The 21,810-nt window shown below is 67.7% G+C and carries 18 protein-coding genes; 12 read left to right on the top strand and 6 right to left on the bottom strand.

Annotation, left to right across the window (positions count from 1 at the left end; all coding sequences use genetic code 11):
* Positions 1–61: 61 nt before the first annotated feature.
* Positions 62–2,200 carry a 4-alpha-glucanotransferase gene (gene malQ / locus VET27_RS21885; protein WP_526521714.1) on the bottom strand — a complete coding sequence of 713 codons (2,139 nt, stop codon included), beginning with the start codon at positions 2,198–2,200 and terminating at the stop codon, positions 62–64.
* Positions 2,201–2,311: 111 nt separating this feature from the next.
* Between malQ and VET27_RS21890 the strand changes: the two genes are divergently transcribed.
* Positions 2,312–3,442 (top strand): MFS transporter, encoded by a 1,131-nt coding sequence (locus tag VET27_RS21890; protein WP_526521774.1) that lies wholly within the window; start codon positions 2,312–2,314, stop codon positions 3,440–3,442.
* Here the strand turns inward: VET27_RS21890 and VET27_RS21895 are convergent.
* Together VET27_RS21895 and VET27_RS21900 are read right to left on the bottom strand one after the other, a co-directional pair.
* The gene (locus VET27_RS21895) at positions 3,411–3,734 is read right to left on the bottom strand and encodes a DMT family transporter (protein ID WP_526521775.1); all 324 of its coding nucleotides are present in this window, start codon (positions 3,732–3,734) and stop codon (positions 3,411–3,413) included. The genes VET27_RS21890 and VET27_RS21895 overlap by 32 nt on opposite strands.
* On the bottom strand, positions 3,734–4,069 hold the full coding sequence (locus tag VET27_RS21900) for a DMT family transporter (RefSeq protein WP_526521715.1): 336 nt from the start codon (positions 4,067–4,069) through the stop codon (positions 3,734–3,736). The genes VET27_RS21895 and VET27_RS21900 overlap by 1 nt, the downstream gene beginning before the upstream one ends.
* Before the next feature lie 157 nt (positions 4,070–4,226).
* Between VET27_RS21900 and VET27_RS21905 the strand changes: the two genes are divergently transcribed.
* From VET27_RS21905 to VET27_RS21950, 10 genes are all read left to right on the top strand, one after another.
* On the top strand, positions 4,227–4,874 hold the full coding sequence (locus VET27_RS21905; protein WP_526521716.1) for a vWA domain-containing protein: 648 nt from the start codon (positions 4,227–4,229) through the stop codon (positions 4,872–4,874).
* Positions 4,871–6,439 (top strand): carboxylesterase/lipase family protein, encoded by a 1,569-nt coding sequence (locus tag VET27_RS21910; RefSeq protein WP_526521717.1) that lies wholly within the window; start codon positions 4,871–4,873, stop codon positions 6,437–6,439. The genes VET27_RS21905 and VET27_RS21910 overlap by 4 nt, the downstream gene beginning before the upstream one ends.
* Positions 6,440–6,531: 92 nt before the next feature.
* Positions 6,532–7,440, top strand: a complete 909-nt coding sequence (locus tag VET27_RS21915) for a sterol desaturase family protein (RefSeq protein WP_526521776.1) — start codon at positions 6,532–6,534, stop codon at positions 7,438–7,440.
* A 22-nt stretch (positions 7,441–7,462) separates the two neighbouring features.
* Positions 7,463–8,878, top strand: a complete 1,416-nt coding sequence (locus tag VET27_RS21920) for an NAD(P)/FAD-dependent oxidoreductase (RefSeq protein ID WP_526521718.1) — start codon at positions 7,463–7,465, stop codon at positions 8,876–8,878.
* Between the two features lie 120 nt (positions 8,879–8,998).
* Entirely contained in the window at positions 8,999–9,622 is a 624-nt protein-coding gene (locus tag VET27_RS21925) for a LysM peptidoglycan-binding domain-containing protein (protein WP_526521719.1), read from the top strand.
* Between the two features lie 95 nt (positions 9,623–9,717).
* Positions 9,718–10,413 carry an Rv1815 family serine proteinase gene (locus tag VET27_RS21930; protein WP_526521720.1) on the top strand — a complete coding sequence of 232 codons (696 nt, stop codon included), beginning with the start codon at positions 9,718–9,720 and terminating at the stop codon, positions 10,411–10,413.
* Positions 10,414–10,419: 6 nt separating this feature from the next.
* Complete coding sequence (locus tag VET27_RS21935; protein ID WP_526521721.1) at positions 10,420–11,061, top strand: SecDF P1 head subdomain-containing protein; 642 nt, start codon at positions 10,420–10,422, stop codon at positions 11,059–11,061.
* 138 nt (positions 11,062–11,199) lie between these two features.
* Entirely contained in the window at positions 11,200–11,490 is a 291-nt protein-coding gene (locus VET27_RS21940; protein WP_526521722.1) for a WHG domain-containing protein, read from the top strand.
* A 46-nt stretch (positions 11,491–11,536) separates the two neighbouring features.
* A complete protein-coding gene (locus tag VET27_RS21945) occupies positions 11,537–12,031 on the top strand; it encodes a VOC family protein (protein ID WP_526521723.1) in 495 nt (164 codons plus the stop codon).
* Positions 12,028–13,479: an FAD-binding protein gene (locus VET27_RS21950; RefSeq protein ID WP_526521724.1), complete on the top strand. Its 1,452-nt coding sequence runs from the start codon at positions 12,028–12,030 to the stop codon at positions 13,477–13,479. The genes VET27_RS21945 and VET27_RS21950 overlap by 4 nt, the downstream gene beginning before the upstream one ends.
* On the opposite strand, the gene VET27_RS21955 is transcribed toward VET27_RS21950, so the two are convergent.
* From VET27_RS21955 to VET27_RS21965, 3 genes are all read right to left on the bottom strand, one after another.
* Positions 13,476–15,368, bottom strand: a complete 1,893-nt coding sequence (locus VET27_RS21955; protein WP_526521725.1) for an ABC transporter ATP-binding protein/permease — start codon at positions 15,366–15,368, stop codon at positions 13,476–13,478. The two genes, VET27_RS21950 and VET27_RS21955, sit on opposite strands and share 4 nt — an antisense overlap.
* A 67-nt stretch (positions 15,369–15,435) precedes the next feature.
* The gene (locus VET27_RS21960) at positions 15,436–17,355 is read right to left on the bottom strand and encodes an ABC transporter ATP-binding protein/permease (RefSeq protein ID WP_526521726.1); all 1,920 of its coding nucleotides are present in this window, start codon (positions 17,353–17,355) and stop codon (positions 15,436–15,438) included.
* Between the two features lie 45 nt (positions 17,356–17,400).
* Complete coding sequence (locus VET27_RS21965) at positions 17,401–19,311, bottom strand: ABC transporter ATP-binding protein/permease (protein WP_526521727.1); 1,911 nt, start codon at positions 19,309–19,311, stop codon at positions 17,401–17,403.
* Positions 19,312–19,465: 154 nt separating this feature from the next.
* Here VET27_RS21965 and secA2 point away from each other — a divergent pair, with 154 nt between their 5' ends.
* A complete protein-coding gene (gene secA2, locus VET27_RS21970) occupies positions 19,466–21,805 on the top strand; it encodes an accessory Sec system translocase SecA2 (protein ID WP_526521777.1) in 2,340 nt (779 codons plus the stop codon).
* The last annotated feature ends 5 nt before the right edge of the window (positions 21,806–21,810 follow it).

The following is a 21,810-nucleotide window of genomic DNA, read 5'->3' on the forward strand; positions in this document are numbered from 1 at the left end:
CCCTCCGTGTGTCGCGGTGCGTTGCGAACATAGCGCAGTTCAGCCTCTTGAGAAACTTCGGTCACTCGCGTGCGAGTGTTACCTGCGCGCGCATCACGGTGGCCAGGGCGGCCGCCCTGGGGTCGGCGAACACGTCCTCCACCAGCAGTTCCCTGCCGTCCGGGCCGGCCAGCTTGACCCGCCAGTTCGGATACTCGTTCGTCGTCCCAGGTTGATTCTGGGCCCGCACGTCGCCCACCGCATCAGGAAGCGCCAGCGCGAGCAGCCGGGACGGCGTCCGACCCAGGTATCCGTACAGTGCGCTGACGATCTCCTGAACGCTCGGATCGTCGCCGAGCAGCTCGGCGGCGCGCAGCGCGGCGAGCCACGCGTCCTGCTCGGCCCTGTCCTCCGCCAGCTCCTCGCTGGCCGGGCGGGTCAGCAGCCCCAACTCCTCCCGGATGCGCACGTGCTCGCCCGCCAGGTACCCCGCCGTCGGCGGCAGATCATGGGTCGTGACCGACGACAGGCAGTACTCCCGCCACCGACGCGCGGGCAGCGGGCCGCCGTCGCCGTCGCGATCCAGCTCGAACCACAGGATGGAGGTGCCGAGCAGCCCGCGCTCGGCGAGGTAGTCGCGGGCCCACGGTTCGACGGTGCCCAGGTCCTCGCCGACGACGACCGCGCCCGCCCGGTGCGCCTCCAGCGCGACGATGCCGATCAGCGCCTCGTGGTCGTAGCGGACGTACGTGCCCTCGGTCGGTGCGGCGCCGTTGGGGATCCACCACAACCGGAACAGTCCGATGATGTGGTCGATGCGGATCCCGCCCGCACGCCGCATGACGGCGTTGACGAGCGCGCGGAACGGCTCGTAACCCCGTTCGATCAACTGGTCGGGACGCCACGGCGGTTGCGACCAGTCCTGACCCAGCTGGTTGTACTCGTCGGGCGGCGCGCCCACGCTGACGCCGAGGGCCAGCGCGTCCTGCAACGCCCACGCATCAGCGCCGTTGGGGTCGACCCCGACCGCCAGATCGTGCATGACACCCAGTGACATGCCCGCCTGAATCGCGGTGGCTTGCGCGCCGGTGAGTTGGTCGTCGAGCTGCCACTGCAGCCACCGGTGGAAGTCGACGGTGTCGGCGCGCTTCGCGGCGAAGGCCGCCACCGCGTCACCGGCCGGGTGCCGAAGCTCCTCGGGCCACCGGTGCCAGTCGTTGCCGTACCTCTCGGCGAGCGCGCACCAGATCGCGAAGTCGTCGAGGCTGCGCCCCTCCCGCCTTCGGTAGGCGGCATAGGCGAGCTCGCGGCCCGCGGAGCGCTTGACGCGGTAGATCGCCTTCAGCGCAGCGCGCTTGATCTTCCACACCGAGTCGCGGTCGATGAGCTTGGACTTCTTCGCTCGGGCCTGGGCGACCGAACGCGCCTTGCGCAGCTCGCCGCGGTCCCCGACGTAGGCGAACTCCGGGATCGCCTCGACCCGCAGGTACATCGGGTTGACGAACCGGCGCGACGTCGGCAGGTACGGCGACGGTTCCATCGGTGCGGTGGGAGCGGCCGCGTGCAGCGGGTTCACCAGGATGAAGCCCGCGCCGTACTGCGCCGCCGACCACACCGCGAGATCGGTCAGATCGGTCAAGTCGCCAATGCCCCAAGACCTTTCGGAGCGAACGCTGTACAGCTGGGTGGCCAGACCCCAGGTGCGTCCACCGCCGAGCGAGGCGGGCAGCTTCACCGCGGCGGGGGAGACGATGAGCGCGGCGTCGGCGTCCACACCGCCGGCGTTGACGCGCAAACGGTGGTAACCGACGGGCAGGTCGGCGGGCAGCTCGAACGTGGCCTCGCCGACCGACCGGCCGTCGACCTCGTACGGCGCCCGGTTGTTCTCCAGCTGACGCAGACCGGTGCGCACCGTGCCGTCCTCGAGGCGGATCCACCCACCGACGGGATCGCCGTGGGTGACGTGCACCCAGAACGACGTCGACCGACCCGTCCGCGTGACGACGGTCGGGGGCAGGGTGCGACGCCAGTGGTCGCGATCGTGGGCGAACAACGACGCCTGGCGCTCGTCCTCGGTGGCCGCCGCAACGCCGAGCGCCGCCAGCACCGAGACCAGCGTCGACTCCGCGACCACCCGGTGACCTCCCATCCAGTCGTCGTAGGTGGCCGCCACGCCGTAGCGGCGGGAGAGTTCGACCAACGAGCCGGCCAGTTCAGTCATGGGGTTGATCTTGCCGGGAAAGGGGCGGCCGCGCGTGGCGGTATCGTCTGCTCAGTGCTCACAGGCGACGTTGCGCGACGCAACAGCCGGGCCCGCGTCGCCGTGGCGGCGATGTTTCTCACCAACGGAGCCATCTTCGCGAACCTGGTGCCGCGGTTCCCCGAACTGAAGACCGAACTCGCGCTGTCGAACACCGCCTACGGCATCGTCGTTGCCGCCTTCCCCGTCGGGGCGCTGTTCGCCGGGCTGGCCGCGGGAGCGATCGTCCGTCGGCTCACCTCGGCGCGCACCGCGTTGCTCTGCACCACCGGCATCGCCCTGTTGGTGTTCGCGGCGGGATCGTCGACGACGCCCGTGGTGCTGGCCGCCCTGCTGTTCGCCGGCGGGGCCTGCGACGCGGTTACCGACGTCGCGCAGAACGCGCACGGACTCCGGGTGCAACGGGTCTACAGCCGGTCGATCATCAACTCGCTGCACGCCGTGTGGTCGGTGGGCGCGGTGCTCGGCGCAGGCATGGCTGCCGCGGCGATTGCCCTGCGCGTTCCGATCGCGATCCACCTCGGTGTCAGCGCTGCGGTGTTCACCGGCGTGGCCGTCGCCGCCTATCCGTTCCTGTTGAAGGGGCCCGACCAGCCCGAGCACCCGGCGGTCGCGTCGAAGGCGGGCAGGCCGGGCAGACGGGTGTACGGCGCGTTGCTCCTGCTGGTGCTCATCGCGACCGCGGGCGCGGTGGTCGAGGACGCCGGCAGTTCCTGGGCCGCCCTGTACCTGGGCAGCGGGCTGGGCGCGGCGGGTGCCGTCGCGGCGCTCGGCTACGTCGCGCTGCTGAGCTTCCAGTTCATCGGGCGGATCTTTGGCGACCGCATGGTCGACCGCTTCGGCGAACGCGCGATGGCCCGTGGCGGTGGCCTGCTCGTCGCGGCGGGCATGGGGCTGGCGCTGGCCTTCCCGAGCGTGCCGGGGACCATCGCGGGCTTCGCCGCAGCCGGTCTGGGCGCCGCGACCGTCATTCCGGCGGCCATGCACGGCGCCGATCGGTTGCCGGGCTTGAAGCCGGGCACCGGACTCGCGGCGTTGGCGTGGCTGATGCGCGTCGGCTTCGTCGGCGCACCACCGATCGTCGGCATGATCGCCGACGCGACGAGCCTGCGCGTCGGCCTGCTCATCGTGCCCGTCGCCGGGCTGGCCATCGTCGCCGCGGCCGGGGTGCTCAGTGGACGACGCCCGCCAACTCGATCGTGAGGACGCCACCGATGATCAGCGCGATGCCGATCAGCATCTTGAAGGTCAGCGGGTCGCCGAACAGGTAGCGGGCGATCACCGCGACGAGGGCGACGCCGCACGCCGTCCACACGCCGTACGCGATGCCGACGGGCATGCCAAGCGCCAACGTCAGCCACAACAGGTAGAACGACGCCAGGTAGCCCAGCACGACCGGGACGATCCACGCCCTCTTGCGGAAGCCGTCCGAAGCGCGCAGACCCAGCGTCGCGAAGACTTCGACGCCGATCGCGATGGCCAGCACCAACCACATCACGACGTGAGATCCGTTGGCCGCGAACCGAATTCGATGAAAAGCACCCCGGCGATGATGAGGGCGATGCCCAGCGCGATGGGCCAGGTGAACGGGTCGCGGAAGATCACCGCGGCCAACACCGCCGTCAGCGCCGTGCCCGTCGCACCCCAGATGCCGTACGTGACGCCGACCGGGACGCCCTCGCGTAGCACCAGGGTCAGCAGGGTGAAGGCGACCGCGTACCCGGCGACGACCGCCACGATCCAGGCTGCGTGGTCCTGGGATGCCCGCAGCGACAGCGTGGCCGCGACCTCGCTGACGATGGCCGAGGCCAGCAGCACCCACTTTCGCACCGGATCAACCTAGCTGCCGCCCGCGAGTGGCCAGTTATGTGCCGGTTTCGGCGCTGAGGCGTCGTATAACTGGCCACTCGGCGGAGGGGGTGGATCGTTTGCTGGCGCGAGTAGCCTGGTGATCACGTTTGTTGCAGCCACATCTGAAGGAGTTTCCGTGACGGATTCCCAGCGCACGCTGATTGCCGTACTCCTCGACCGCTCCGGTTCGATGGAAAGCATCAAGGCCGATACCGAGGGTGGATTCAACGCATTCATCGCCGAGCAGGCCAAGGAGCCGGGGGAGGCCAGAGTCACGCTCGCGCAGTTCGACACGGAGTACGAGGTGGTCTACGCGGACCGCCCGATCGCCGACGTGCCACGTCTTCGGTTGCAGCCCCGCGGCGCCACCGCGCTGTACGACGGCGTCGGTCGGCTGATCACCGACGTGGGCGCCGCGCTGGCGGCGCGGCCCGAGGCCGAGCGTCCCGGTCACGTGATCGTCGTGGTCATGACCGACGGTCACGAGAACTCGAGCATCGAGTGGACCCACGAGGCCGTCGGCGCGGCCATCAAGCGCCAGGAGAGCGAGTACTCCTGGTACTTCGTGTTCCTCGGGGCCAACATGGACGCCGTCGCGGTCGGCGCCCGGATGGGGTTCGCGGTCGACAGGACGATGACCTACGACGCGAGCGACGCGGGCGTGGCCTCGGCGTTGGCGTCGACGACCGGCTACGTGTCCCGGCAGCGGCGCGTGGCCCCCGGAATGGCGGCGCCGGGCTTCTCGGATGCGGATCGGGTGGGCGCGAGGGGCAACCAGCGGTGACGGCGGAACCGAGCACCGGTCGATCGGTCGACGCGCCGATCGTCGACACCGCGTACGGACGCGTCCGCGGTGTCGACGACGGAAGGGTCAAGTCGTGGAGGGGAGTTCGATACGCGGCGCCACCCGTCGGCGAGCTGCGGTGGCGTGCCCCTCGGCCGCCCGAGAGTTGGACCGACGTCGCCGATGCCACCAGGGTCGGGCCGGCCTGCGCGCAGCCGACCGACCCACGGATCACGCTCGACCTCGGTGCGCCCCAGGGCGACGACTCGCTGACGCTGAACGTGTGGGCGTCGTCGAACACCGAGGCCGGTGACGGCAAGCCCGTGATGGTGTGGGTGCACGGTGGCGCGTACGTCCTCGGGTCGTCGGCACAGTCGCTGTACCGCGGGCGCGCGCTGGCCAGCGGCGGCGACGCCGTCATCGTGACGGTGAACTACCGGCTCGGGGCGTTCGGATTCCTGGACCTGTCGTCGTTCAGCACCGACCGCACCCGCTTCGAGAGCAACCTGGGCCTCCGCGACGTGCTGTTCGCCCTGCGGTGGGTGCGGGACAACATCGCCGCGTTCGGAGGAGATCCCGCGCGGGTAACGCTGTTCGGCGAGTCGGCGGGCGGGGGCATCGTGACGACGCTGCTGGCCAGCCCGGCGGCGGCCGGTCTGTTCTCGGCGGCCATCGCCCAGAGTTCGCCCGCGACGTCGGTCTACGACGCCAGTCGCTCCCACCGGATCGCCCAGGAGTTCCTGGACACACTTGGCGTGGGTGCCGACGACGTGGACCGCCTGCCTGCCGCGCCGATGAGCGAACTGCTGGCCGCCTCCAAGCGACTGTTCGACGAGATGCCGGTGCGAACACCGGGAACGCTGGCGTACGCGCCGATCGTCGACGGCGACGTGGTGCCCGACTATCCCGTCGCCGTCGCCAGGGCGGGCGGCACGCATCCGGTGCCGCTGATCATCGGCACCAACAAGCACGAGGCGGCACTGTTCCGCTTCATGAAGTCACCGTTGATGCCCATCACGCCGCCTGCCATCAAGGCCATGTTCGACGGGATCGCCGCCGAGCAACCCGGCCTGCAGCTGCCCAGCGAAGCCGATCTCGGTTCGGCTTACAGGGGCCGCGGGAAGACGCCTGGAATGGGCGTCGCCCGCGACATCGGCTTCCGGATGCCGACGATCTGGTTCGCCGAGGGCCATGCGAAGGCCGCACCGGTGTACACCTACCGGTTCGACTGGGCGACGCCCATGCTGCGCCTGCTGAGACTAGGCGCTGCGCACGCCACCGAACTGCCGTATGTATGGGGAAATCTCGTTGCGGGACCGAAGGATCCGACGTTCAAACTGGGCGGCCTCAAGGCCGGCGCCGCGCTGTCGGAGCGCATCCGCACCCGGTGGCTCAACTTCGCGGCGACCGGTGAGCCCACCGGCCCTGCGGGGGAGCCGCACTGGCGGCGCTACCGCGACGAGGACCGGGCCACGCTGTTGCTCGACAAGCGTGACCTGGTGGTCGAGGACGCCGACCGCCAGCTGCGTGCGGCATGGGGGAACGACGTTCTGAGTTTCCGCTAGGACCGGGTGGCTAGGATCGCCACTCGGAAGGAGGTGTGGACGTGAACTGGTGGGACGGAATCCGCGCGTTCCTGGACGTGTTGCCGCCGCAGATGCGGGACCCCGTGCTGTTCGCGATCCCCTTCTTCCTACTGCTGCTCATCCTCGAGTGGACCGCGGCCCGCACGCTCGATCGCCTCGAGGACGATCGCGCGCCGTCCGGTGCCTACCTGCGGCGCGACGCCTGGGCAAGCATCTCGACGGGGCTGGTGTCGGTCGCGACCACGGGGGCCTGGAAGGCTCTCGCGCTGTTCGGCTACGCCGCGATCTACGCCTACGTCGCGCCGTGGCACCTGCCGTCGACCGCCTGGTACACCTGGGTCGTCGCCATCGTCGGCGTCGACCTCCTCTTCTACACGTATCACCGCATCGCGCACCGCGTGCGGCTGGTATGGGCGACGCATCAGGCACACCACTCCAGCCAGTACTTCAACTTCGCCACCGCCCTGCGTCAGAAGTGGAACAACAGCGGCGAGATTCTGATCTGGATTCCGTTGCCACTGCTGGGGATTCCGCCGTGGATGGTGTTCGCCAGCTTCTCCCTGAACCTCATCTACCAGTTCTGGGTGCACACCGAACGCATCGACAAGATGTGGCGGCCCATCGAGTACGTCTTCAACACCCCGTCGCACCACCGCGTGCACCACGGCATGGACCCCGAGTACCTCGACAAGAACTACGGGGGCATCCTCATCCTCTGGGACCGCCTTTTCGGGACCTATCGCGACGAGTTGTTCCGACCGCACTACGGGCTGACCAAACAGGTCTCGACGTACAACGTCTGGAAGCTGCAGACCCACGAATACGTGGCCATTGCGCGCGACGTCAGGCGCGCCGACCGGTTGCGCGACCGCCTCGGCTATGTGTTCGGCCCCCCGGGCTGGGCACCGCGGCGCCCTTCCGGGACCGACGTCACCGCCCCCGCCGCGGCGGGCAGTACACCGGCGCCGTCTCACTCCTAGCAGCCCCGGTAGTGTCAGAGGTGTGGAAACCGTCTTCGATCGCCACGTCGATTCCGCGCTGGTCGAACGGTCCCTTGCCGTCAGCGCCTTCGGATCGATGTGGCTCGACGTGGAAGAGTCCAATCGACCCGACCATCCGAAGCTGACGCAGGCCCGCGCGTGCGACCTCCTGGTGGTCGGAGGCGGTTATGCTGGTCTATGGACCGCTCTGCATGCCGCACAGCGTGATCCGGACCAACGCATCGTGCTCATCGACGCCCACCGCATCGGATGGGCGGCATCCGGCCGCAACGGCGGATTCGTCGAGGCTAGCCTGACGCACGGCAAGGAGAACGGAAAGACGCGCTGGCCCAACGAGATCGAGCAGCTCGATGTCATGGGCCTGGAGAACCTGGACGGCATGCAGGCCGAGATCGAACGCCTCGGCCTCGACGTCGAATGGCAGCGGACCGGGATGCTGGGCGTCGCGACGGAGCCCCACCAGGTGGAATGGCTGAAGGAGTCGGCGGCCGAGGGTGAAGGCCAGTTCCTCGACGAGGCCGCCGTACGCGCCGAAGTCCACTCACCGACGTTCCTCGCCGGGCTGCAACACGCCAGCACGTGCGCGATCGTGCACCCCGCCAAGCTGGCGCTCGAGCTGGCTCGCGCGTGCACCGAGGCCGGCGTGAGCATCTACGAGCACACCAACGCGAGGTCACTGAACTCCGGCACCGCGTCGATTCAAGTCGACACCGGTGATGCCGTCATCACCGCCAAGCGGGTGGTGCTGGCGACCAACGTCTTTCCGCATCTGCTGCGCCGCAACCGGTTTCACACGATTCCGGTCTACGACTACGTGCTGGCCACCGAACCGCTCACCGACGCCCAGGTGGACAGCATCGGATGGCGCAACCGACAGGGAATCGGCGACTCCGCCAACCAGTTTCACTACTACCGCATGACCGAGGACAACCGGATCGTGTTCGGCGGTTACGACGCCATCTACCACTTCGGCCGCAAGGTCGACGCCGACTACGAGGATCGGCCCGAGAGCTACCGCAGACTCGCCGCCCACTTCTTCATCACCTTCCCGCAACTCGAGGGCGTCCGATTCAGCCACCGGTGGGCGGGCCCCATCGACACGAACACCCGGTTCTGTGCGCACTGGGGCCTGGCCCGCGAAGGCCGGGTCGCCTACGTCAACGGGTTCACCGGTCTCGGCGTGGGAGCGGCGAGGTTTGCCGCCGACGTCTGCCTCGACCTACTCGGCGGTGTGGCGACGCCGCGTACGGAACTGGAGATGGTGCGCCAGAAGCCACTTCCGTTTCCTCCCGAGCCGTTTGCCAGCATCGGAATTCAAGCCACGCGGTGGTCCCTCGACCGCGCCGATCACTCCGCCGGGCAACGCAACGTCCTGCTGCGCACGCTCGACGCCCTCGGCCTCGGATTCGACTCCTAGGGCGTCGCAGCACGCAACCGATTGTTCGCCAAGCGTTTTGATTGCGCCAACCCGAACGGCCTCCGAGCCCAACCGCTGCCAGTAGGCTCGTTCCTGCCGACGAGGAAAGGGTGCAACATCGTGGGAGACAGACTTCACAATGGAGAGAAGCTGGAGGTCGGTCAGTCGCTGACGTCTGAGAACGAGGCGTACAAACTGATCCTCCAGGACGACGGAAATCTGGTGCTGTACGCCGGTGCCGAATCCGTCTGGTCGACGGGCACCAACGGGAAGAACGTGGTCCGCGCCGAGGTTCAGACCGACGGCAACTTCGTCCTCTACACGCCGGACGATCCGGTGTGGGCCAGCCAGACCAAGGGCGCGAAGGACGTTCGACTAGTCCTCCAGAACGACCGCAACCTGGTGCTGTACGGGTTCGACGGGCCAGCGTGGTCGTCGGACACGAAGACTGACGAGGTGCCCGCGCCGCCGCCACCGGTCACCGAGGTGCCCGCGGAACCGGAAGTGGTTCCCGCCGCAGTCACCGAGGAGGCGCCACCGGCCGAGGCTCCCGCGCCGCCGCCGCCGCCACCGCCGCCGCCGCCGCCCGCACCTCGGACCTACACCGTGGTGTCGGGTGACACGTTGTGGGCCATCGCGGAACGGTTCTACGGCGACGGCAACAAGTACCACGACATCGCTCGCGCGAGCGGGATCGCGAACCCCGACCTCATCCATCCCGGTCAGGTCGTCACGATTCCTTAGGGTAAGCACATGAGGCGGCCCGCTCCTTTTGGTGCGGGCCGCCTTTGCCATGGGTACTCTGATCCCTCACCTACCTTTGGCGATCGGAGACGACGTTGCGCCGAAAGTGTTTGCGCGCGGTCGTGCTGGCAACCGCTTCGATCGCGATGCTGTGTTCCGCGCCCGCTCACGCCGTTCCCGGCGTCCTCGTCCATCCGGGCATGGAGATCCGCCAGGACACCAACAAGTGCACGCTCGCATTCGTGGACGTGCAGACGCGGACCGCGTTCACCGCCGGGCACTGCCGCGGGAGTGGGACCGTCGGCGACAAGGACGGAAACGTCGTCGGCCGCCAGACCGTCTTCCGCGACAACACCCCCGACGGCGCCACCGTCGCCACCGATCACATGATCGCCGACTGGGAGGCCATCGCCCTGGCACCCGACGTGCAGATCAACGACGTCCTGCCAAGCGGGAGGGCCCTGTCCTTCGATCCGGCCGTCGTGCCGCAACTGGGGCAGCGCGTCTGCCACTTCGGCGTGGTGACCGGCGAGAGCTGTGGCACTGTGGAGGCCGTCAACAACGGGTGGTTCACGATGGCCAACGGCGTCGTCAGTCAGAAGGGTGATTCGGGTGGCCCCGTCTACGTGCTCACCGACGACGGGCGCGCCGTCATCGTCGGGATGTTCAACAGCACCTGGGGGCAGTACCCCGCCGCCGTCACATGGTCGAACACCGATCAGCAGATTCGCCAAGAGGTCATCACCGCCTCAGCAGGCACCGCACCCGTCGCGCCCCCACCGGCGGCCTGACCGCTGATGCGGTATCGGTTTTACTCGTGGTTCTCCTGGTTTTCGTCGGGGGAGCCGTGGACCGCCCGCCGGATCATGATCGCCGTCTTGGCGTCGATCGGCATCCTGGCGATGGTCAGCACCATCGTCGTCGGCGTGGCGATGGCCTTCCTGATGAAGGACCAGGGTCAGCTCGCTCAGCGCACCACCCCGATGCCGACGACGAGGACCCCCGCGGTGATCGGTATCCCGCTGGCCGTGCGCCCCGTCGTGGAGGTGCCGCTGGTCGCCAATCCCGAGGACTGCCCGCCCGTTCCGCCACCGACACCACCGGAGGCGCCCATTGGGGTGTGTGACGTCGACAAGGCCGCGGTGTATCAGCTAGGCCCAGTTGCGTTGGCGCTGAACCTGACTGGGGCCACCGAGACGAAGCTGCCGACGACCGACTTCCACACCGTGCAGATGTCGATGGATCCCGAGTCGAGTGCCGCCTTCGCGCAATACACCGCCGCGAACATCGGCAAGCAGCTCGCCTTCGTCCGCAACGGGGTCGTGCTGGCCGCACCCGCCATCAGCCAGCCCATCGACGGGCAGTCGATTCAGATCTCCGGCGAGCTCAGTGCCGCCACCGCTGCCACGATCGCGCAGATGTTGCGCGACGGATCCTGACGCGAGAGGCATCAGACCAACTCGAAGACCGGGATCGACGGTGCGACGGCGCGGATCTGCTCGTCGGTCGAGTCGGAGGTCAGACCACCCACGTGCCACGCGCCCGCCGACCTCACGGTAGGGCCGGGAACGCGCGTGGTGGGCGCGCTGTTCGCGGTGGTGGCGGCGGGCGTCGCCGCGGGGGAGGTGCCCGATTCCGGGCCCGCCCCCTCGCGATCGACGTCGTCCGACTTCGACGGCGTCCGCGCGGAACTCGGGTTCACGGGCGGGGACGCGACGGTGATGAAGTGCTTCCTGCTGTGGGCCGCGCTCGTCGGGGCGATCAGCCTCGAGGTCTTCGGTAAGTACGACGCCGACACGCTCTCGGACCCCGGCGACATCTTCGACGGGCAGATCCGGCTCGTTCTCGCCGCCATCATCCTGAACTAGAACACGTTCTAGCCAGCGGTGCCCGCCGGAGATATCCTTCTGAGCGATGCATGACCAGACACCTGTCCAGATTGCCTGGGTGACGCGGAACCTCGATGCAGGAGGACGCGCGCTGACCAGCTTGATGGGCGCGAAGAAGTGGGTGCGCATGCCCGACATCCACTTCGGCCCGGACACCTGCACCCATCGCGGGCGGCCCGCCGACTTCGTCGCCCACGTCTCGCTGTCCTACGCCGGGGACACCCAGCTCGAGCTGATCGCGCCGGTCCGCGGCGAGAGCGTCTACACCGAATTCCTGGACGCGTCGGGCCCGGGACTGCACCACGTCTGCATCGAGGCCGACGACGTCGACGCCTTCGAGGCATTGCTGCGCGAGGCCGAACGGGACGGCGCGCCGGTGGTGTCCCGAGGCGTCATGCCCGGCGGGATGCGCTTCGCCTACGTCTCCGCCGCGCAGGCCGGCGTTCCCTACCTCGAGATCGCGCACATCCCGTCCGAGATCCGGGCATTCTTCGACTACGTCAAACAGGAGCAAGCGTGAGCACTCAGATTCCGGAGGCCGTCGCCGCCGCGGACGTCGCGGAGTGGTCCGACGACGTCGACGTCGTCGTCGTGGGTTTCGGCATCGCCGGGGGCTGCGCCGCAGTCAGTGCGGCCGCCGCGGGCGCGCGCGTCGTCCTGCTTGAGCGTGCGGCCGCCGCGGGGGGCACGACGTCGATGGCCGGCGGGCACTTCTACCTCGGCGGTGGCACGGAGGTGCAGAAGGCGACCGGCCACGACGACAGCCCCGAAGAGATGTACGAGTACCTCGTCGCCATGTCCCGCGAACCGGAGCTCGACAAGATCCGGGCCTACTCCGACGGCAGCGTCGAGCACTTCAACTGGTTGGAGGACTTGGGCTTTCAGTTCGAGCGCAGTTACTACCCCGGCAAGGTCGTCGTACCGCCGGGCACCGAGGGACTGTCGTACACCGGCAACGAGAAGGTGTGGCCGTTCTTCGAGCAGGCCAAGCCCGCACCGCGCGGCCACTCCGTCCCCATGCCCGGCGAACTGGGTGGCGCGGCGATGGTCATCGACCTGCTCGTGAAGCGCGCCGCCGAACTCGGGGTGGACGTCCGCTACGAAACCGGCGCCTCCGCACTGGTCACCGACGACGACGGCGTGGTCGTGGGCGCCAGCTGGAAGCACTTCGAGGACACGGGCACCATCCGCGCCAAGGCCGTCGTCATCGCCGCCGGCGGCTTCGTGATGAACCCGGAGATGGTCGCCACGTTCACGCCGAAGCTGGCCGAGAAGCCGTTCGTGCTCGGCAACACCTACGACGACGGCCTCGGCATCCGGCTCGGCGAATCGGCGGGCGGGGCCACCAAGCACATGGACCAGTACTTCGTCACCGCGCCGCCGTATCCGCCGGCGATCCTGCTGACCGGCATCATCGTCAACAAGAACGGACAACGGTTCGTCACCGAGGACTCCTACCACTCGCGCACGTCGGGTTTCGTCATGGAGCAACCCGACAGTGCGGCGTTCCTCATCGTCGACGAGGAGCACCTGGAGCGCCCGGAGCTGCCACTGATTCCGCTGATCGACGGTTGGGAGACCGTCGAGGAGATGGAGTCGGCGCTAGGAATCCCCGAGGGCAACCTGGTCGCCACGCTGAACCGCTACAACGAGTATGCCGCCAAGGGGGAAGACCCCGACTTCCACAAGCAGCCGGAATTCCTTGCGCCGCAGGACAAGGGGCCGTGGGGCGCCTTCGACCTTTCGCTGGGCAAGGCGATGTACGCCGGCTTCACGATGGGCGGACTCGCGACGACGCTCGACGGCGAAGTCCTGCGCGAGGACGGCAGCGTGGTGGCGGGTCTCTACGCAGCAGGCGCCTGCGCGTCGAACATCGCCCAGGACTGCAAGGGGTACTGCAGCGGAACCCAACTCGGCGAGGGGTCGTTCTTCGGGCGCCGCGCGGGTGAGCACGCCGCGACCCGCTAACCGATCGGGGCCAGCCGCCACTCACCGGAACCGAGCAGTTCCAGCCGGTCGTCGTGGTGCTGCTCGACGGTGCCGCGGTGGCTCACGCTGACCACGATGCAGTCCGGCAACCTGTCGCGCAGAGTCCGGTACAGCGCGAACTCCTGACCCTCGTCGAGCGCCGAGGTGGACTCGTCGAGGAACACCGCCCGCGGCGCATTCAGCAGCACCCGCGCGAACGCGATCCGCTGCTGCTCGCCGGGGGACAGCACCTTCGACCAGTCGGCCGTCTCGTCCAGCCGGGAACCGAGGTGTCCGAGCGCGACCGCGTCGAGGGCGGACCGAATGTCATCGTCGCCGAACGACTCCGCGATCGAGGGATAGCAGACGACCGTCCGTAGGTCGCCCAACGGGGCGTAGGGCAGCTGCGGCAGGAACATCGCCCCCTCGTCGGAGGGGTAGCGGACGGTGCCCGAGGCGTACGGCCACATCTGCGCGAGGCTGCGCAGCAGGGTGGTCTTGCCGGTGCCCGACCGGCCCGTGATGACCAACGAGCCACCGGCGGCCAGTCGCACCGCGAGCCCGTCGACGAGGGAGTCACCGGCGGGGGAGTTCACGGCCACGTCGTCGATCTCCACGGCGCCGCCGCTGCTGACCTCCACCGTGAGTTGGTGTAGTGCCCTTGCCTCTTCGTTCGCGGTGAGCAGGCCGTCCAGACGGATGATCGTCGCGCGGTAGCTGGCGAACGAGTCGTATACCGCACGGAAGAACGACAGCGAGCCCTGCACCGACCGGAATGCACTCGACGACTGGCTGACGTCACCCAGGTTGATTTCACCGGCGAACAGTCGCGGCGCCTGGACGATGAGCGGCAGCGGGTCGACGATCTGCGACATGGCCTTGTTCCACCCGAGGAAGGCCACCCCCCGCCACACCAGGGCCCGGTAGTTGACGATGATCCGGGCGAACCGGTCGGACAACCCGATGCGCTCCACGCGTTCGCCGCGGGAGAAGCCCACCGCCTCGGCGGCATCGCGCACGCGCACCAGGGCATAACGGAAGGCGGCGTTGGTCATCTCGTTGCGGAAGCTCAGCCGGATTATCGGGCGACCGATCCAGAACGACACCACGGTGGCGACGGCCACGAAGAGCAGCACGATCCAGAACAGCGCCTTCGGCACCGTCACCCCGAAGAACGTCAACGGGCCGGCCAGATTCCACAGAATCGGCGTGAACGCGACCACCGACACGATCGAATACACCGCACCGAACAGCAGGGTGGTGGACGTGCCGACCGTCGGCGTATTGGTCTCCGGGCCCGTCCCCGTAGTGAACACGTCGATGTCCTGCTGAATGCGCTGATCCGGGTTGTCGATGGGATCGTCGATGAAGCGCCCGCGATAGTAGGCGCGCCCGTCGAGCCAGTCGCTCGTCAATCGGTCGGTCAGCCACACCCGCCACCGAATGATGAAGAACTGCATCAGATACAGGTCCAGCAGCGTCTGGGCGAGATAGGTGATGACGAGCAGGGCGAAGACCAGGATCGAGAACCAGAAGCCGCGGATGCCGGAGTCCCGCACGGCGTCGTTGCCCGCACTGGCGCCTTCGAAGGCGACCTGCAGCGCGGAGTATTGATCGTTGCCGTAGTAGCTGAACAGCACGTCCATCCGCACCGAGAACATCACCGACAGCAGCAGCACGCCGACCAGCAACCACACCGAAATGCTCTGGCGCCCAGTGAAGTAGGGGCCGGTGATCCGCCAGTACTGTCGGCCCCACGTGGTGAACCGGGCGAGCAACGCAAGTACGGCGAGCATCGCGACGGCGCTGATCACCCATGCCTTGGCGACCCAGATCAGCGATGCGACGACCTCGTTGCCCCAGTCCAGTGACGGGGTGAACATGTCCATCGGGGGAAGCTACCCCGGCATACCCCTTCTACGGGCTAGACCTGGGCTAGACCGGGCTAGACCCGGGCTAGACCGGGACCGGCTCCGGCTCTTCACGGAGGTTGCTGAGCTGCCACTCGCCACCGCCGAGCAGACGAAGTTCCTTGTCGTGGTGCTGCTCGACGGTCTTGCGGTGACTGACGCTGACCAGGATGGTGTCCGGCAGTTCGGTTCGGACCAGCCGGTACAGCGTCATCTCCAGGCCTTCGTCCAAGGCAGACGTCGACTCGTCCAGGAAGACGGCCTTGGGCTTGGTCAGCAGGATGCGGGCGAACGCGATCCGTTGTTGCTCGCCGGGGGAGAGCACCTTGGCCCAGTCCTGGACTTCGTCGAGCCGATCGTTCAGGTGCGGCAGCGCAACCCGGGTCAGGACGTCGTGCAGCTCGGAGTCCTTGAGCGTGCCCACCTCACAGGGGTAGGACACGACGGCCCTCAGGTCACCCAGCGGAACGTACGGCATCTGAGACAGGAACATCGTCTCGTTGGGTCCGCACGGGCGGGTCAGCGTGCCCGAGGTGAACGGCCACAACTCCGCAAGACTGCGCAACAGCGTGGTCTTGCCACTGCCCGACTTGCCGGTGATCACCAGGGTGTCGCCGATCTCCAGGCGCAGATCGAGGGGGTTGATGAGCTGCAGGCCGTCGGGCGTGCGGACCTCGACGCTGTCGAGTTGAACCGTGCCGTCCACGCAGGCCGCCGTCGTCACGGTGGGCAGCGCCCGACCCTCGTCGTTGGCGACGACCAGGCCGTGCAGACGGATGATCGCCGCCCGATACCCGGCGAACTGGTCGTAGGCGTTACGGAAGAAGGACAACCCGTCCTGGATGCTGCCGAACGCGGACGCAGTCTGGGTCATGTCGCCGAGCTTGATGTCGCCTGCATAGAACCGGGGGAACTGCAGCACGTAGGGCAGCGGCACGATGATCTGGCTGAGCGAGAGGTTCCAGCCGTAGAAGCCGATCATCCTGTTGATGTAGCGCTTGTAGTTGGACACGACGGACGCGAAGCGACGTCGCAGTCCCGTGCGCTCGGCGATCTCACCCCGATAGAAGGCGACGGCCTCCGACGCCTCCCGCAGGCGCACCAGCGCATAGCGAAAAGCGGCGTTGTACTTCTCGTTGTCGAACGCGAACCAGATGATCGGCTTGCCGATCCAGAACGCGATCACGGACGCGAACACCACGTAACCGAGCCCGATCCAGAACATCGCCCTGGGCATCTCGATGCCGAACAGCGTCAACGAACCGGACAGCTGCCACAGAATCGCGGTGAAGGAGATCATCGTCACGATCGCGTTGATCGCGCCGAACAGCAGCGTCGAACCGGTGGTGATGTTCGGCGTGTTGGGCGTGGGTCCGACACCGGTGGTGAAGATGTCGATGTCGTATTGGATTCGCTGGTCGGGATTGTCGATCGTGTCGTCTATGAAGCGGGCCCGGTAGTACGCCTTGCCGTCGAGCCAGTCCCCGGTGAGCCGATCGGTCAGCCAGGCCCGCCATCTCAGCATGAACCTCTGCATCAGGAACAGGTCCAGCATGACCCGCGCGACGTAGATGACCGCCATGATGCTGAAGACCGTGATCGAGAGCCAGAAGCCTTCCCTACCGGACTGCTTGATGGTCTCGTCGCCACCGCCGACGCCCGCGGCGATCACCTGGAAACTGGTCAGCATGTCGTTGCTCTGATAACTGAAGAGCACCGTCAGTCGTACGCCGATGATCACTGACAACAGCAGCCCCGCCAGCCAGACCCAGATGAGGGTGCTCGAGCGGCCGCTGAAGTACGCGCCGGTGATGCGCCAGAACTGACGACCCCAATTCGTGAAGCGGGCGATCAGCACCAAGACCACCATCGTGGCGACCGCGGAGATCGCCCATGCCCGCATGATCCACCACAGCGACGTCAGCCACTCGGCGCTCCAATCCAGCGTCGGGGTGAACATTTCCATTCGGGCAAGGTACCCCGGTCAGTAGGTGTCAGCCGTTCAGAGGGGTCAAGTCGCGGCGGATATCCGATCGACTCGCCATTGGCCGCCACCGAGCAGTTCGAGTTGCCGGTCGTGATGCTGCTCGACGGTTTCCCGATGGCTGACGCTGACGAGGATCGACTCGGGCAGCTCCTCCCGAAGCAGCTGGTAGAGCATCAATTCCAAACCCTCGTCCATCGCGGACGTGGACTCGTCGAGGAACACCACCTTCGGCTCGTTCAGCAGAATGCGGGCGAAGGCAATGCGCTGCTGTTCACCGACGGACAGCACCTTGGCCCAGTCCTTGATTTCGTTGATTCGAATGACCAGGTTCGGCAGGGCCACCTTGAGCAGCGCCTGCTGAATGCGGCCCGCGTCGACCTCGCCGTCCGGCCGCGGGTAGGACGTGACGGTGCGCAGGTCGCCCAGCGGGATGTACGGCAGTTGCGCGACGAACATGACGTCCCTCGCCTCGACGGGAAAGCGCACCCGGCCCGAGGCGTGCGGCCACAGTCCCGCAAGGCTTTCCAGCAGTGTGGTCTTGCCGCTGCCCGACGGTCCGGTGATCACCACGCTCTCGCCGGGGGCGAGTCGCACGTCGAGCGCCTGGACGAGGAGCTGGCCGTCGGGCGTGCGCACGTCCACGTCCTCGAGCTGCACCGCGCCGTCCGACGACTCCTCGATCACCAGCTGGGGCACCACCCGGGTGCGCTCGTTCATGGTGAGCAGACCATCGAGACGGATCAAGGCGGCCCGGTAACTGGCGAACGCGTCGTAGGCGTTCCGGAAGAACGACAGCGCGTCGTGGATGGCGTGGAAGGCCGTCGCCGACTGCATGACGTCACCGAAGGAGATCTGCTGGGCGAACAGTCGCTGGGCCTGGACGATGTAGGGCAGCGGGTTGATCGCCTGACTCACCGAGAGGTTGAACCCCAGGAAGATCACCATCCGGTTCAGCCAGTGCCGGTAGTTGGTGATGATGGCGCCGAGGCGGGTGGTGAGCTGCTGACGCTCGGCGTCCTCGCCGCGGTAGAGGCCGACGGCGCTCGCAGCCTCCTTCAACCGTGTCATCGCGTAGCGGAAGCTGGCGTTGCGGAACTCGTTGAGGAAGCTCAAGCGGATCAGTGGACGGCCGATCCAGAACGCGACGACCGTCGCGACCAGCACGTAGACGATCACGATCCAGAACAGCGCCCGCGGCAGCGTCACGTCGAAGACCGTCAGCGGTCCCGACAGCTGCCACATGATGACCCCGAACGACGCCACGCTGAGGACGGATTCGACGGCACCGAACAGCAGGGTGTTGCTCGAGCCGTGCGACGGCGTGTTGGGCTCGCCGGTGCCGGTGGTCACGATGTCGACGTCCTGCTGTATCCGTTGATCGGGATTGTCGATCGGCGTGCTCATCAGCTGCCCGCGGTAGTAGGCGTAGCCGCCGAGCCAGTCGTCGACCACCCGGTGCGTCAACCACACGCGCCACCGAATGGTGAACCGCTGCATCAGGTACAGGTCGAACAGTGACCGGACGGTCGCGACCGTCGCCAGGACGGCGAAGATGCGCATCGACACCCAGAACCCTTCGACCCCGGTGTCCTTCAGTGAGCCGTCCGGTGCCGCGTTGCCCTCGAACGCCACCTGCAACGACGAGAACAGGTCGTTGGCGTAGTAACTGAGCAGCACGCTGATCCGCACTGCCAGGATGGCCGATGCGAGCAAGCCCGCCAACATGATCCACACGGTCAGACGCGAGCCGCGAGGGGTGAAGTACGGGCCGTTGATGCGCCAGAACTGGCGGCCCCATTCGGTCAGGCGACCCAGCAGGACGAGGACCGCGACGAGGCAGACGGCGGTGATGCCGAAGGTCTTCAACACCCACAGGGTCGACGCGAGGAATTCATTGCTCCAGTCGACGGAGGGCTTGAATCGCTCCGAATCCATCAGACTCCTCTGCGGGCGTCCGGCGACACCGCTGTGCGGGAAGCTACCCTGCCGCGAGCGTGCGCGTTCTGCGGTTTAGACGCGGCGTGTCGGCCGCAGACACGCACGCTCGCGGGAGCGAGAGTGGTCCGCGTACCGTGAACGAGTGCCAAAGATCTTCCCGAAGACGAAAGACCGCACCTCTGGTCGGCTGAGCAACCGGTTCTGGAAGCTGCTCGGCGCCAGTACCGACAAGGACCAGGCCCAGTCGATGGACCTGGTGCGCGCCTCGGCGGAGTTCGACGACAAGGCGGCGGGCCTCGAAGACGAGAAACTGCGCAAGGCCGCCAAGCTGCTCAACCTCGACGAGCTCGCCGAGTCGGCCGACATCCCGCAGTTCCTGGCCATTGCCCGCGAAGCCTCCGAACGCGCAACGACGTTGCGGCCGTTCGACGTTCAGCTACTAGGCGCCCTGCGCATGCTCGCGGGCGACGTCGTCGAAATGGCGACCGGCGAGGGCAAGACGCTCGCCGGTGCGATCGCCGCGGCAGGCTACGCGATCGCCGGCCGCAGCGTGCACGTCATCTCCGTCAACGACTACCTGGCGCGACGCGACGCCGAATGGATGGGCCCGCTGCTCGAGGCGATGGGCCTGACCGTCGGCTGGATCACCGCCGAGTCCACCGCCGACGAGCGACGCGCCGCCTATGCCTGCGACGTGACCTACGCGTCGGTCAACGAGATCGGCTTCGACGTGCTGCGCGATCAGCTGGTGACCGACGTCGACGACCTGGTGTCACCCGACCCAGACGTCGCGCTCATCGACGAGGCCGACTCCGTACTCGTCGACGAGGCGCTGGTCCCGCTGGTGCTGGCGGGCACCACGCACCGCGAGACCCCGCGGCTGGAGATCATCCGGATGGTCGGCGACCTGTGTGCCGCGACGGCCGCCGAAAAGTACTACGACACCGACGCCGACCGTCGCAACGTGCATCTCACCGACCAGGGCGCCCGCAAGCTCGAGAAGGCACTCGGCGGCATCGACATCTACTCCGAGGAGAACGTCAGCACCACGCTGACCGAGATCAACGTGGCCCTGCACGCCCACGTGCTGCTGCAGCGCGACGTGCACTACATCGTCCGCGACGACAGGGTGCAGTTGATCAACGCGTCCCGTGGCCGCATCGCGCAACTGCAGCGCTGGCCCGACGGGCTGCAGGCAGCCGTCGAGGCCAAGGAGCGCATCGAGACCACCGAGACCGGTGAAGTGCTCGACACCATCACCGTCCAGGCCCTGATCAACCGCTATCCGACCGTGTGCGGGATGACCGGTACGGCGCTGGCCGCCGGCGAGCAGCTCCGGCAGTTCTACAAGCTCGGGGTGTCGCCGATTCCCCCGAACACACCCAACGTCCGCGAGGACGTCGCCGACCGCGTCTACATCACCGCCGCCGCCAAGATCGACGCCGTCATCGACCACATCAAGACGATCCACGCCACCGGCCAGCCGGTGCTCGTCGGCACCCGCGACGTCGCCGAGTCCGAAGAACTGCACGAACGGCTCGTCAAGGCGGGTGTGCCCGCCGTCGTCCTGAACGCCAAGAACGACGAGGAGGAGGCGCGCGTCATCGCCGAGGCAGGCACGCTGAACTCGGTGACGGTGTCCACCCAGATCGCCGGCCGCGGCACCGACATCCGCCTGGGCGGCTCCGACGAGGCCGGCCACGATGAAGTCGCCGAACTCGGCGGGCTGCACGTCATCGGCACGGGCCGCCACCACACCGAGCGGCTGGACAACCAGCTTCGCGGCCGTGCCGGCCGGCAGGGCGATCCCGGTTCGTCGGTGTTCTTCTCCAGCTGGGAGGACGACGTCGTCGTCTCGCACCTCGACCCGGAAAAACTCCCGATGGGGACCGACGACGACGGCCGCATCACCGCCGACAAGGCCGCCCAGCTGCTCGAGCACGCCCAGCGCATCGCCGAGGGCAGGCTGCTCGACGTGCACGCCAACACCTGGCGCTACAACCAGCTCGTCGCCCAGCAGCGCGCGATCCTGGTGGAGCGGCGAAACACGTTGCTGCGCACCGCTACTGCCCGCCAGGAGCTGGCCGAGCGGTCCCCGGAGCGCTACGAGGAACTGGCGAAGGAGATCGACGAGGAGCGGCTGGAGAAGATCTGCCGACAGATCATGCTCTACCACCTGGACCGCGGCTGGGCCGACCACCAGGCCTACCTGTCGGACATCCGCGAGAGCATCCACCTGCGGGCGCTGGGCAGACAGAACCCACTCGACGAATTCCACCGGCTGGCCGTCGACGCCTTCGCCTCACTGGCGGCCGACGCCATCGAAGCCGCGCAGCAGACCTTCGAAACCGCCAACGTGGTCGACGACGAGCAGGGACTCGACCTGTCGAAACTCGCACGGCCCACTTCGACGTGGACCTACATGATTCACGACAATCCACTGGCGGACGACACCATGTCTGGCCTCAGCCTGCCCGGGGTGTTCCGCTAGGTTCA

It is taken from the genome of Mycobacterium sp. (assembly GCF_035633495.1).
In the GTDB taxonomy this organism is placed as follows: Bacteria; Actinomycetota; Actinomycetes; order Mycobacteriales; family Mycobacteriaceae; genus Mycobacterium.

Coding starts and splice junctions, on each gene's coding strand:
- malQ (WP_526521714.1), bottom strand. CDS start 2,200: ATGACTGAACTGGCCGGCTCGTTGGTCGAACTCTCCCGCCGCTACGGC.
- VET27_RS21890 (WP_526521774.1), top strand. CDS start 2,312: ATGTTTCTCACCAACGGAGCCATCTTCGCGAACCTGGTGCCGCGGTTC.
- VET27_RS21895 (WP_526521775.1), bottom strand. CDS start 3,734: ATGTGGTTGGTGCTGGCCATCGCGATCGGCGTCGAAGTCTTCGCGACG.
- VET27_RS21915 (WP_526521776.1), top strand. CDS start 6,532: ATGCGGGACCCCGTGCTGTTCGCGATCCCCTTCTTCCTACTGCTGCTC.
- VET27_RS21935 (WP_526521721.1), top strand. CDS start 10,420: ATGCGGTATCGGTTTTACTCGTGGTTCTCCTGGTTTTCGTCGGGGGAG.
- VET27_RS21945 (WP_526521723.1), top strand. CDS start 11,537: ATGCATGACCAGACACCTGTCCAGATTGCCTGGGTGACGCGGAACCTC.
- VET27_RS21955 (WP_526521725.1), bottom strand. CDS start 15,368: ATGGACATGTTCACCCCGTCACTGGACTGGGGCAACGAGGTCGTCGCA.
- VET27_RS21960 (WP_526521726.1), bottom strand. CDS start 17,355: ATGGAAATGTTCACCCCGACGCTGGATTGGAGCGCCGAGTGGCTGACG.
- VET27_RS21965 (WP_526521727.1), bottom strand. CDS start 19,311: ATGGATTCGGAGCGATTCAAGCCCTCCGTCGACTGGAGCAATGAATTC.